This is a genomic window from Cytobacillus oceanisediminis 2691, assembly GCF_000294775.2.
GTDB classification, from domain to species: domain Bacteria; phylum Bacillota; class Bacilli; order Bacillales; family Cytobacillaceae; genus Cytobacillus; species Cytobacillus pseudoceanisediminis.
This window is the reverse complement of record NZ_CP015506.1, coordinates 553,042-565,251: the sequence shown is the minus strand read 5'-3', so window position 1 is coordinate 565,251 and position 12,210 is coordinate 553,042. Positions and strand designations below refer to the sequence as shown.

The 12,210-nt window shown below is 39.5% G+C and carries 15 protein-coding genes and 1 pseudogene; 5 read left to right on the top strand and 11 right to left on the bottom strand.

Annotated features, from left to right (window positions below; translation table 11 throughout):
* Window positions 1–28: 28 nt before the first annotated feature.
* Window positions 29–904 (bottom strand): hypothetical protein, encoded by an 876-nt coding sequence (locus A361_RS03010; protein WP_019381071.1) that lies wholly within the window; start codon window positions 902–904, stop codon window positions 29–31.
* 595 nt (window positions 905–1,499) lie between these two features.
* Here A361_RS03010 and A361_RS03000 point away from each other — a divergent pair.
* Window positions 1,500–1,937, top strand: coding sequence for a cell wall hydrolase (locus A361_RS03000; protein ID WP_009335446.1), 438 nt, complete (start codon window positions 1,500–1,502; stop codon window positions 1,935–1,937).
* Window positions 1,938–2,006: 69 nt separating this feature from the next.
* Here A361_RS03000 and A361_RS02995 read toward each other — a convergent pair whose 3' ends face one another.
* The 4 genes and pseudogenes from A361_RS02995 to A361_RS29670 all read right to left on the bottom strand — a co-directional run.
* On the bottom strand, window positions 2,007–2,603 hold the full coding sequence (locus A361_RS02995; RefSeq protein ID WP_157888519.1) for a hypothetical protein: 597 nt from the start codon (window positions 2,601–2,603) through the stop codon (window positions 2,007–2,009).
* Window positions 2,604–2,934: 331 nt separating this feature from the next.
* The gene (locus A361_RS02990; RefSeq protein WP_019381074.1) at window positions 2,935–3,417 is read right to left on the bottom strand and encodes a hypothetical protein; all 483 of its coding nucleotides are present in this window, start codon (window positions 3,415–3,417) and stop codon (window positions 2,935–2,937) included.
* Between the two features lie 46 nt (window positions 3,418–3,463).
* Window positions 3,464–3,805, bottom strand: coding sequence for a hypothetical protein (locus A361_RS30180; RefSeq protein ID WP_236887968.1), 342 nt, complete (start codon window positions 3,803–3,805; stop codon window positions 3,464–3,466).
* A gap of 102 nt (window positions 3,806–3,907) precedes the next feature.
* A pseudogene (locus A361_RS29670) lies at window positions 3,908–3,994 on the bottom strand (ATP-binding protein); the annotation flags it as partial.
* A gap of 181 nt (window positions 3,995–4,175) precedes the next feature.
* On the opposite strand from A361_RS29670, the gene A361_RS02980 reads away from it, so the two are divergent.
* The 3 genes from A361_RS02980 to A361_RS02970 are packed head-to-tail and all read left to right on the top strand — an operon-like array spanning window position 4,176 to window position 6,116.
* Complete coding sequence (locus tag A361_RS02980; RefSeq protein ID WP_009335451.1) at window positions 4,176–4,496, top strand: PadR family transcriptional regulator; 321 nt, start codon at window positions 4,176–4,178, stop codon at window positions 4,494–4,496.
* A complete protein-coding gene (locus A361_RS02975) occupies window positions 4,493–5,029 on the top strand; it encodes a DUF2812 domain-containing protein (protein ID WP_019381076.1) in 537 nt (178 codons plus the stop codon). Before A361_RS02980 ends, A361_RS02975 begins: the two co-directional genes overlap by 4 nt.
* Before the next feature lie 13 nt (window positions 5,030–5,042).
* Window positions 5,043–6,116 carry a hypothetical protein gene (locus A361_RS02970; RefSeq protein ID WP_019381077.1) on the top strand — a complete coding sequence of 358 codons (1,074 nt, stop codon included), beginning with the start codon at window positions 5,043–5,045 and terminating at the stop codon, window positions 6,114–6,116.
* A gap of 59 nt (window positions 6,117–6,175) precedes the next feature.
* On the opposite strand, the gene A361_RS02965 is transcribed toward A361_RS02970, so the two are convergent.
* The 3 genes from A361_RS02965 to spxA all read right to left on the bottom strand — a co-directional run bounded on the left by A361_RS02965 (window position 6,176) and on the right by spxA (window position 7,477).
* A complete protein-coding gene (locus A361_RS02965) occupies window positions 6,176–6,505 on the bottom strand; it encodes an IDEAL domain-containing protein (RefSeq protein WP_009335454.1) in 330 nt (109 codons plus the stop codon).
* An 83-nt stretch (window positions 6,506–6,588) separates the two neighbouring features.
* Complete coding sequence (locus tag A361_RS02960; protein WP_009335455.1) at window positions 6,589–7,002, bottom strand: RrF2 family transcriptional regulator; 414 nt, start codon at window positions 7,000–7,002, stop codon at window positions 6,589–6,591.
* A gap of 79 nt (window positions 7,003–7,081) precedes the next feature.
* Complete coding sequence (spxA, locus tag A361_RS02955) at window positions 7,082–7,477, bottom strand: transcriptional regulator SpxA (protein ID WP_009335456.1); 396 nt, start codon at window positions 7,475–7,477, stop codon at window positions 7,082–7,084.
* Window positions 7,478–8,244: 767 nt separating this feature from the next.
* Here spxA and A361_RS02945 point away from each other — a divergent pair.
* Entirely contained in the window at window positions 8,245–9,678 is a 1,434-nt protein-coding gene (locus tag A361_RS02945; protein ID WP_019381081.1) for a PLP-dependent aminotransferase family protein, read from the top strand.
* 317 nt (window positions 9,679–9,995) lie between these two features.
* Here the strand turns inward: A361_RS02945 and A361_RS02940 are convergent, their stop codons facing one another.
* From A361_RS02940 to A361_RS02930, 3 genes are all read right to left on the bottom strand, one after another.
* Complete coding sequence (locus A361_RS02940; protein ID WP_009335459.1) at window positions 9,996–10,436, bottom strand: GNAT family N-acetyltransferase; 441 nt, start codon at window positions 10,434–10,436, stop codon at window positions 9,996–9,998.
* Window positions 10,437–10,544: 108 nt separating this feature from the next.
* On the bottom strand, window positions 10,545–11,285 hold the full coding sequence (locus A361_RS02935; RefSeq protein WP_019381082.1) for an ABC transporter permease: 741 nt from the start codon (window positions 11,283–11,285) through the stop codon (window positions 10,545–10,547).
* The gene (locus A361_RS02930) at window positions 11,282–12,193 is read right to left on the bottom strand and encodes an ABC transporter ATP-binding protein (protein ID WP_019381083.1); all 912 of its coding nucleotides are present in this window, start codon (window positions 12,191–12,193) and stop codon (window positions 11,282–11,284) included. Before A361_RS02930 ends, A361_RS02935 begins: the two co-directional genes overlap by 4 nt.
* Between the last annotated feature and the right edge of the window lie 17 nt (window positions 12,194–12,210).

Here is a 12,210-nt window from a genome sequence, read left to right as displayed (position 1 = left end):
GGGGCAGTATTCCTGTCCCCTTCTCAAATTATAAAGGTTTTAATAACTCACTTTTATTCAGTTCTAAGTGATTAATAATCTCAGGAAGCTGAGAGTCATTGCGGTGAATTAATTCTTCATTTAGTACGGGTTTCTCTTGAACAAACTCTTTCCACTCATCCTCGAGCAGTTCTAATTTTTTCCCGTATACAGTATGTATTTCGTTGGTTAAATTCGGCTTACTATAGATTTTAAGGAAACTTTCAATACCATATTCATGAATAAGGAAGCTCGAAAATGAAGCAGATTCAATATAAGCCAGCCACCTTAAAGAATGAGAGTCTTTATTTGGGTTTAAATATGAAAAAATTTCATCCTTCTGCAGAGGCAGCATAACTTCTTGCATCATTAAATAGTTCATGATGCCATGGATATCTCCCTTATAATTAGGAAATACTTTTTCGTCCGAATAGGAATCCTGCATAAAAATCGCCAGACCTTCTTGTGTAACATGGTCATGATTATGGCCAAATAATACATGAGTAAGTTCGTGAACGAGAGGATAATCTCCATCTTTCACCCAATAAAGGTGTATAGTATTCCCGCTTGAATAACTTACCTTTTCCTCTTTATATAGATGTAAATATATTTTAGATGGGGAGAGAATTGAAATATTTTTCTTTTGCAGATGATTGTAGTAATCGAGGGTTTCTTCCTTAATTGCTTTTAATGCATCTTCGGAAAAATTTCCTTTATTAAAAGTAACAATTTCTATTTTTCCATCGTCTGTTTTAAAGTTTTTTAGATTACTCTCTTCAGTTGAAACTGCTTTTTCGGAAGTAACCGGATCTGAATCAGAGTGGCTGCAGCCAGTCATCAAAAACAGCAAAAATACAAAACAGCTGATTTTTATTGATCTGCTCAATTTATCTCCACCTTTCTAAATATTAGTGAGGTATTGAATGTGTTATCAAATAAAAAACCATTAATATACTAAACCCGCATAGCAAAATTAAAATCGCATAAAAAACTTTCCTCCATAATCCGCCTATGAAGTAGACACTTACTAAAAAATAATAGATTAGTACACACCCAAAAATAAACAAAAGAAATTCTTTGGTTGATTCCTTTAAAGGCAGCGGCGCCGTCACATTTGTTAAAGCCAATCCCCCGAAAATAAATAGGCCTATACCATATAAAAATTTTTTCAGGCTTACTGCACTTTTATCATTTTGAGTTTTCAAGATACCCACCCCTCATAAGTAATGGTACGAATTTCCATAGAAAAGGTTTCATTAAACCCCCTTTTTTTGCATATTTCAAACGGAGGCAGCATATAAATTAGGTAGCTTATTTAAATAGAGCTCGAAGCAGTTAAGCCACACTAACTGTTTATATATCCGTAATAAGGGGTGCTGAACACGCAATGCGGTTTGCACCCCCAATTAATATTTCTTCCTTTGAACCCGTTAGCATGTTTACAGGATTTCTTAATACAATTCTTTTAGAGGTGATAAAAAGTGCCAAGAGTACAATATACCGACAGTGACGTGGCTTTAATGGCAAGGATGATGAGGGCAGAAGCCGAAGGTGAAGGAAAACTTGGGATGCTTATGGTCGGAAATGTTATAGTCAATCGAAGAGCGGCTGATTGCCTCGATTTTGTAGGTCTCCGGACAATACCTCAAGTCATATTTCAAGTGCAGGGAGGAAATTACTCTTTTGAAGCCGTACAGAAAGGAAATGTTTTTTACAACAGGGCCAGAGGTGTAGAGAAACGATTGGCTAAACAAACCTTAGACTATTGGAGGCAGCATCCTTCCAAGTTTGCTCTCTGGTATTTCAATCCATATGCTCCATGTCCGCCAACATGGTACGATCAGCCTTTTTCAGGACAATTCAAACAGCATTGCTATTATGAACCCCAAGCTAATACATGTGAAAGTGTTTATAGGTGACCATACCCCCACGTTTAGTGGGGGATAATTTGCCTTCCTTTAGTGTATGTAAATCCCAAAAGAAAGCTCTTAGTTACTATCCACTTTCTCAAGGGCATCCGCATAATAATCATCTATTACCAGCATCGGTTCCTTTATAGATTCCAGGAGTCTTTCTACATTGACAGATTCCTTTTCCAGTTCTTCGCTAACACTGCTATAAACTGTAATAACCGCTTCTATTCTTTCTGTTTCTTCCTTACTCATACGATATGATTGATTTTCAAGAAACTTATCCGTCATGCCATTTATAAACCCATCAACACGAAATAAGCTATATTGAAGCAAGTTCCAATCAGGTGCATCCTCTCCCATATCAAAAACAGACATGGCAGACAAATAGGAATTGATACTTCTGCTCTCTCCGTTCACAACTCTCCATGAATTATATAACTCGTCTTTCCATTCATCCTCTTTCTCAATAGGTATCTGAACAAATTCCTCAAGCCAGTGAGCCGAATTATCGCCTACTGCAGCTATGGACCTCAAATGTGCATACTTCCTTTCCTGGCTTTGTTTTATAAAGTGCCTGTATCCGAGATTTATATAAATGCTATAAACAAAAGCTGACACCAATAATATAAATAACATTCTCTTAAAATACTTTTTCGCATTTGTCTTCTTCATCAAATCCCCCTTTGCATCCATCGTTCCAATAATAAAAAGCCGCCCTTCTGGCAGCTGACTAACTAGCAAAATTGATTAACATTGCTCCCCAATAAAGAAAACTCATAGTAAGAAAAACGAATGCAAATGTGGACATCGCTTTTGGCAATTTACCGTATGTATAAATGAATATACACCCAATTACAATGTGGATAATAGCAAAAAGGATTAGGTTCATTTTTCCGCCTCTTTACTGAATGGTATTAATAAAAATGGAACGTAACCCCAGATCGAATAAAAATAGCCGCCTTTTTCTCGAAGAACTACTTATCAAAACAATCCATTATTCTTACTATTTCAGTAAGGAAGCATCCATAACATACACGCCACCCATAAAGACAATCCAAACCAAAACAGGCAATCCTAAAGATTTCAAAGCATTTCTCCAGCTGCCGAATTGTTTGCGGCGCAAAATATAATCCGTTATAAAAAATAACACAGCCGCTGCTAAACTTACTCCATACAGAATTGACCCAAAAAGCAAGTGCAGGATTAATGAAATATATAATTCCAGTTTCCTGTTTGTATGGTTCGAAATAAAAAAGGCTAATAAGTCACTAACGGCAGAAGTTAATGTGCCATAAATCAAAATGACCGGGAAGCTGTATAAAAGATAGAAGGGAATGGATATAATAGCTCCCCGAAAGTATTCACCAGCCGAACCAGCTTCTCCAACAAACGGATCCGTTACAATCAGACCTAACACAACCGCGAACAGTGACCCTGAAATCGATGCAGCTATTACTTTTCTTGCAAACATTTGACTGATGCCCAACTTATTGCCGCTCCTTTTTCATACATACCATCCCTGCTCATTCTTCTTAACCAGACTGATCAACAAAATGTAAAACGGAAAAACAGCTAAAGCTCCAATTGCCATAAGGCCAGAAGCAGTGTTCGGAACATCCCCCTGGTAAGTAATTGGAAAAAGACAGCACAAAATAAGGCAGCCAGAGTATGACATTACAATACCGGGCCTTTGTTTCAGACAGCCAGCGTTTTGTTAAATTAATAAGGAAAACAGAGCAAAGGATAAATCCGCTGATGATAATAACAGACGATACAATATTAACGGTATCAATAGTCCATTCTGTCAGTCTGCTGATTCTGTAGACATTCAGCATAAACTGAATGGGAATTGCGATCATCAGAGCATACAGCATACTTACTATATTTACCTTTAAGAAAAACACCCCCATTCTTTTCAATAGTCTTCAGTCCAATCGCATCGAAATATCAGCTATAATACGGATAACCTCTGGCACGTTGGACAATTCTTTTTCTAAAGCCTTCGCAAATGTCGTTTTCCCGCTATGCGTTTTGCCTACAGTCATAATCGCTAACCTTTTCACACCTGCAGCTCCGTTTCAAAATCTGCTGTTAACATGAATTTATATTAATACCTTCCTGTACATATTCGAAACCAATATCCAACTTCCTTCAAATAAATTGGAAATTTTTATAGATTATTATATCACTTTCTGATATATTACTTTTAGATATATCGAAAAATGATACAAAGTTGGTGCTGGCATGAAATCTTTAGAACAATTAACAGATTCCGTCTTTTATATAATGGCGGCCTTTACAGAGCCCCGGCATGGCTATGCAGTGATGAGCCTGGTTGAAGAAATAACAAACGGCGAGGTGAATATTGGGCCGGCGTCCCTATATACCATTATCAAAAAGCTGATCAAACAGGAGTATGTTGAGCTATTCGACGATGCAAACTCGAGGAGGAAGGTTTATGTACTGACAGAAAGAGGCCGTGAAATTCTTCAAGCTGATATTGAAAGGAGAAAAACGATGGTGCAATTTGCGGAAGATGGATTGAATAAAGGGAGAGTACAATGAAGAAAACATATAAAATCTCGAATGGACTCGCTTTTTTTGAACAAAAGGATTTACAGATGCTGCGGGAAAAAGCTGCAGAGGGGTGGATGGTCGAATCCTTTAAAGGCGGCCTGTATACATTTACAAAGTCCGGCCCAGAAGATGTGATATTCAGTATCGACTATCATGAATTGACACCAGAAGACGAAGAAGAATACTGCGATTTATTTGCAGCTGCCGGCTGGACACATGTTTACTCACATACAGGAATTCACCTGTTTAAAGCGGTTCCCGGCACACCGCCTATTTATAGTGATGCTGCGTCCAAAACAGTTCAGGTAAAACGAACGGCTAAGCCAGTATACATAGTAACCATTGCTGCCCTCCTGTTCACAATTATTGCTCTAGCATTCATGAAATTAGCAGAGGGATTCCTTAATCAGGCAGGCAAAATAGGATTCTTCATCTCTATTGTTTTATTTATCCCGATGCTTATGACATCCATGGCGCTTTTCATACAGCTGTTAAAAGTAAATAAATCCAGCAAAAATTAAAGGAGATATCTCAATGAGTAAAATTTTTACCCCCTTCTATATATGCTTATTAGGCATTGCTCTCCTAATCGGCTTCTCTTTTACTTCCCATGCAGATAAAGCCTTCTCTATTGGGCTTGTGGCCGCATGTGCTTTCATCGTTCTCTTTATCCATGAACTCGGCCATGTCATCGGCGGAAAGCTTGCCGGCTACACGTTTTTATTTTTGACAGTCGGGCCTATCACAATCGAAAAGAGCCCTGCTTTAAAAATAGTGCCAAACCAAAGCTGGCTTGCCTTTGGCGGACTGGCCAGCTGCATGCCGGACGAAATAAACTTAACGAAGATGGTTAAGAAGCACAAATGGTTTGTGGCAGGCGGTCCTGTATTTACTTTAATTGCATTTGTAATCAGTTTATCCATTTGGGCTATGACAAAGGCCGAAATGGCTATGATGCTTACAGTACTGAACTTAGCCATTTTCTTTGCAACAGCTATTCCCTTTAAAGGAACCTTTAACTCAGATGGCAGTGTTTTTCTGCTTCTGCACAAAGGCGGCAAAGAAGCACAGACATATCTCGCCGGGCTTATCCTATTAAAAGAAATGATGTCACCGCGCACCCCAAGCGAGTGGGATGAACAGTTAATCCAGGAAGCTTATAAAACAGAAGCTTCCCCAGAGGCCATGACTACCGCATTCCTGCTATTCTACTATCACCTCATGAATAGCAATTATGAGCAAGCCTCGGAATCAATTGCTGCCTTCAAAAAACTTCCTATAACCAACAAAACGAAATTCCGTCTGCAGTTTGCTTCACATATCCGGCAAATCGACTCATTCCTGTCCTTAGAACCTGATCTGACTTTAATTAAAACCTTGCATAGCAATATGTATACAATAGATAAGGTCAGCTACAAAAGAAGCGAAGCCATTCTGGCTTATTTAAATAGAGATGCCGAAAAAGCATATTCCCTTCTTGATGAAGTGGAGAGGACCTGCAGAAAAGGAAGCACCCAATACGGTTATTTTCATGCAGAACTAAAGCTGACAGAAATAATAAGGAATCGTATGGACAGCCAGAATGCACAAGACTGTAAAGCAATATAAATCAAAGTGCCTGCATCTGACTGCTTATAAGCAGACGGACACAGGCACTTCCCCGGTTTTTATTTAATATCCTTCACAAGCTCTCTCATCGAATTCAGCTTCGAGGTCAATTCAAAAAACCATTCTTCATCTCCAGTGGAAAGGGCAAGGTCGATCAGGAAATGGATCTGTTCTTTATTGGCTACCTTTGCCGCCGGCATTTTCTTAACCTGTTTGCTAAGCAGGGGAATGATTTTGCCTTCAATAGTTTTATTATCACTTGAAATAACTTTTGTCTTAATAATTCCTTCTTCAAGAGCTTCGATATAGCCAACGATTAGTTCCCCTTCACGGGATTTCCCCTTAATCCAATCTCCCGCTTTTAAAATGGCCTTATTGTTGGACATCATTTTTTTCACCTTCTTAAATGAGATTTTCAAACTGTAATAATTTTCATTACATTTTAATGAATGGAAAGCTTATTAGCTCCCAATTAATTTTCTTTATAGATCAAATCAACAATATTCTTTAATGTATAGTGCTTTAAATATTCACCTAAATGTTCCTCTGCACCTAAAAAGATGTTGATCAGAACTCTTTGCATATTAGCCCCCACTACACAGGCTTCATTTGAATCCGGACACTTCGGCTGCAGTGCGCCTTCAGAAGTAATCTTATAAATATCCCAAAGATTCACTTCGCTTAAATCCCGGGCAAAAATAAATCCGCCGCCCGTTCCCTCTTTTGATTTAATAAATCCATGTTTTTTTAATAAACTCAGGACTTTTCGGATGCGGACCGGATGGACACCTGCACTTTCAGAAATCGCATCGCTCGTTGACATGCGATCCAGCTGCAGGGCGAGATAAGTTAGACTGTGAATGGCAAGAGTAAAATCGCTATTCATGGCCGGCCTCCTATATTTTCTCATACTGTACTGTAATACTAAGTGTTACAGATCGACTTGTCAACAATTTACAGACTGGTTAGTTAGCCAATCTTTGCAGTTCATTGTATGAAAACGTACGAAACTTCCGTGGAAGGAAGCTGCGAATTTCGTCCTCGTTAAAGCCGACCTGGAGTCTTTTTTCATCGAGAATAATCGGTCTGCGCAGCATTTGAGGATTATCGATAATCAATTGATATAACTCTTTTAGCGGCATGGAATCAATATTCACGTTTAACTCCTGGTAAGCTTTTGATTTAGTTGAAATAATCTCCTCAGTCCCATTTTCTGTAAGGCGCAGAATCGATTTAATTTCATCCACTGTAAGCGGATCTGTTACAATGTTCCGTTCAACATAATCTATTTGATGCTCCTCAAGCCATGCACGGGCTTTCCGGCAGGAACCGCAGCTTGATGATAAGAATAAATTCACCATTTAAAAACACTCCCTCTATTGTTTAGATATTTTTTATAAATGTAATATAATTTCTTACAGTTAACATTCAAAAGTAAATCCTTCTTTCCCCAATCGGGTATACTGTAATGATAATCATTACAGTTAAAAAAGTCAATATTTTCTTTTACTACTCGAATAATCGCCATACAATTCAACACCATAATAAAAAAGGAGGGTTACTCTTGAACGTAAATTTCTTTAGAGTTGTTAACGCAATCCTTTTATGGACCATAACAGTCATTTTCCTCCCAAAGTCGTCCTTTAAAAGATTTCTGCCGGTTACCTTATTTTGCTCATGCATTTTGTTAGTGCAAACCCTTTTAAACCTTCATTTTAAATGGTGGAAAGTAAAAGGTGGTACAAAATTTATTGTATTGGACGCATTAGCTTTTATTTTCGGTCCCTTTTTCGCAATAAATTTATGGGTATTTCATTTTACTTATGGTAAATACCTGCTATATTTTTTCGTTAATTTCGTGATGGACATCATTTTTGCTTTCCCGCTAAATGCACTATTCCAAAAGATTGGCCATTACAAGCTTAAAAAATTCAAACCCATTACTCTGTTCCTGATTTCCTTCGCACTTGCAAATGTTAATTACGGCTTTCAGAAGTTAATGGAAAAGAACAAACCTTAAAAGCCATATATCTGCTTTTTTTTACGCTTTTAAACCCTCTCCATCCATTATTTTAGAAAAAGGCTGTTATAATAATTTTAAAGTTTCACTTCGAAGAGGATGTTTCAATTGGATTGGAAACCTGATAGAAAATCAAAAACACCTATTTATAAGCAGCTGGCGATGTATATAGAAAACGGAATAGCAGATGGCACATTCCCTCCCGACAAACCGCTGCCTTCAGAAAGAGGGTTTGCAAAACAGTTTGATATCAATAGAAGCACGGTTGTTGCTGCATATGATGAACTGGAGTCAAACGGGATTGTTGAACGAAATCGGGGAAGCGGTACGATGGTCAGCAAAGATATTTGGGGAATGGCCAAAAGGCGCATTCCAAGCTGGAACCGGTATATAGAAGCAGGCTCCTTTTTGCCCAATTTGCCAGTCACACAAAGGATTCATAAAGAACTGGCAGAGACAAAACTGATCAACCTGGCCAGCGGGGAACTCTCTCAGGACCTCTTTCCTTTGGCTTCGCTAAGAGAGATTACTTCCAATCGCTCTTTTATCGGGACACTGGGGTACGATCACCCTCAGGGAAATGAAATCCTGAGAAAAACACTGACTGACCATGTAAAAAAGTTCCGGGACATCGAGACCAGCCCTTCTTCCATACTTATTACTTCCGGTGCCCAACAGGCCCTGCACCTTGTCGTCCAATGCCTCTTAAAGCCCGGGGACTCTGTTGCCATCGAGGATCCCTCTTACCACTACAGCCTGCCAATCTTTAAATCAGCCGGAGTCAAAACTTATTATTTAAAAACAGGCAAGGATGGAATAAATCCTGATGATATTATAGCTTTATATAAAAAGCATCGAATTAAGATGATCTTTTTAAATCCCATTTTTCAGAACCCAACAGGCACATTGCTTCCTGAAGACAGGCGCAGAAAAATCCTTGAATTGTCCTCTGAATACGGAATTCCGCTGGTGGAAGATGATCCTTACAGCCTGACACCCTTTACCTGCGGAAAAATGAAGACACTCAAATCCCTCGACCGTAACGGCATTGTTTTATATATAAGCTCCCTGACCAAAATTGTCGCTTCCGGCCTCAGAATCGGCTGGATCATCGGTCCGAGATCAGTAATTGAGCGGTTATCAGATGCTAAGCAGCAGGTGGATTTCGGTCATGGAAGCTATTCGCAATGGATTGCGAATGATTTTATTGAGTCTGCAGGCTTTGAGTCACATTTAAAATTTCTAACCAGACATTTGGAACAGCGGAGAAACTCCATTGTTTCAAGCCTGAATCATTTCCTGAAAGACCAAGTGGAATTCAGCACTCCGCAAGGCGGAATCCATCTTTGGTGCAGGATCAAAAAAGAGCATAATGAAAATCAGCTGCTTGAAGAATCAATTAAACGGGGTGTCATCTACGTTCCCGGAACCACCATGGGCTCTGAGAAGGGATTCGTGCGTTTTACGTTTGGCAGGGAAAATGAAGAAAGAATCCATGAAGGTATTAAGCGGTTTGCTGAGGCTCTGAAAACTCTAGAATAATGAAAAAACGCCTGGTTTTCAGGCGTTTTTTCATTAAGGTAATGCCAATTGAATCTTCCATCATTGAAAAATCAGCATATCTGCTTATCTAATTCACATATCCACAGGGTTATACATTACGATGTCACAGATCTAAAGAACTCAAAGAGTCTGTGGTATTGGGCCCCCTGCAAAGAGAGAGCATTCAGAACCTATTGCAAATTACTTAAATCCAGATAATACAAACAGAAAAATTTATAAAAAACCATAAATATTATTCATTTGATATTTAAATGGAACCAAGGGTATGGAAAATCCATTCCTTTTTAAAGAATCCATTAAATACTCAATTCATAATGGTAAAATTGCTCATCCCGCTTAAACCCGATTTTTTCATAGAGTCTTTGTGCAGAAAAATTATCAGGAGCCGTACTGAGGCTGATACTTACCGCACCTGTTTCAGCAGCGAGCTCTTTCGCTTTGTCTATGAGCTTTTCCCCTATTCCCTCTTTCCTTGCCTCTGCATCCACATACAAATCATTCAGGATCCAGGCTCTTTTCATAGATATAGATGAAAAAGTTGGATAAAGCTGAGTAAATCCAAGATACTTTCCTTCCTTCTTCACCACATATATGACAGAATCCTTCTTCTCTAATCGTTCTTTTACGTAATCGGCTGCTGCTTCCAAATCGGGTGCTTGTTTGTAAAATACGCGATATAAATTAAATAATGCAGAAACTCCTTCCAGATCCTCCATTGAAGCTTGATAGATTTCCATATTCATAACCACCTTTATAACATGAATTAAGTAATTATATAAATATTAACAAATATTTGTAAACTCAATATGTCTTTATGCAATGAAAAAGCCCCAATCTCTTAGGGCTTACTTTCCGCTCCACCGAAAGAATCGCACAGCAAGTACAACAGACACAATCGCAATCCCAATCAGAACAGCAGCTTCAAATCCATATTCCGTAATCGGCGCTTCAGTCCAGGTACCCCTCAGCAATTGAATCACATAATAAAGCGGAAGGATTTTAGCTGCGTATTGAAGGACTGATGGCATCATCTCAAGAGGAAAGGTCGCACCTGAGAGGAACAGCATCAGGTTCAGGAATAAGGAACTGATGGCTGTTGCAGACTGTGCATTTTTAGCTAAGGATGTCAGGAATAAAGCAAACGGGAAAAAGGCCAGGATGCTGATCAGCAGAGAAAGCAGCGTACTGCCAATATAAGCCGGCAGAGTCAGGTCATACAGAAGCATCCCAAAGATCATAAGCAGCAATGCAGATATGGCAAAGATTACGGTCCCTTGAAAGGTATGGGCGGCGAGGATTTTCCATGGCTGAAGCGGAGTTGACTGATACCTCCTTAAAACACCCGTTTCCCGGTAATTGGTTAAAACGGTTCCCAGTGTAAAAAAGGAAGTGGTTACTATGTTGACGCCAATCCATGAAGGAACAAAGTATTCTGCAAAAGCCTTTTGGCTCATGTTGTCTCCTACAAACATGGAACCGAACAGCCAAATCATGACAACTGGAAACAGGAACGTCCAGAACATGCTTAACCGGTCCCTAAAAAACATTTTCGTTTCAAGGCTGGCGAGCTTTACAATAGCATTCATCCGATTTTCTCCTTTTCTAAGTACTGGACAAATAAATCATCGAGTGAGCCCTTCTCAAACTTAAAGTCTGCCAGACGTATCCCCTTTTCCTGGCAATGAGTGAAAATGTGAAAAGCTGTTGTCTGCTGATCATCGCAGTACACTTTGAATTCGTCCAGGTTATTTTCCACTCGTTCAACACCAGGAAGGGAGAGTAAATATTCACGGCTAAGGCCGGCACTCGTAAAGGCCAGACAGTCAGCAGCCCCTTCATTCAACAATTCATGCGGTGTATTCAGTGCTTTCAATTGGCCGCTATAGATCATTGCCACCCGATCACAAAGCTGCTCAGCTTCTTCCATATAGTGCGTTGTCACGACAATGGTGCTGCCCCGGTCCCTTAACAGCCGTATTAATGACCACATTTCCCGCCTTGCAGAAGGGTCCAGCCCCATACTCGGTTCATCGAGGAAAAGAATTTCAGGTTCATGCAGGGTGGCTAAGGCGAGCGTTACCCGCTGTTTCCAGCCCCCGGATAGGTCATCAAACTTTACGTTCAATTTTTCTTTTAAGCCCAGCAAGTCTATTAAATAATCTTTTTGCGCCGGGCCTTCGTAAAAGGAAGAAAAGAGGTCCAGCGCTTCTTTTACTTTCATTTTCTTCTGAATGGATGTGGCTTGAAACTGCACGCCGATTTTTTTGTTTAATTCACGCAGCTGCTTGCTTGGAACAAGGCCAAGCACTTCAACCTCCCCTCCGCTCGGAACAGAGATCCCCTCAAGTATTTCAAGTGTTGTTGTTTTTCCTGCTCCGTTCGGCCCTATAATTCCGAAGATTTCCCCTTTATAAACAGTAAAGGAAAGATTGTTTACTGCCCGGGTGGCACCATAATTTTTAGATAAATTTTTTACAGAAATGACACTTTCCATCCGAATCCTCCTTCACT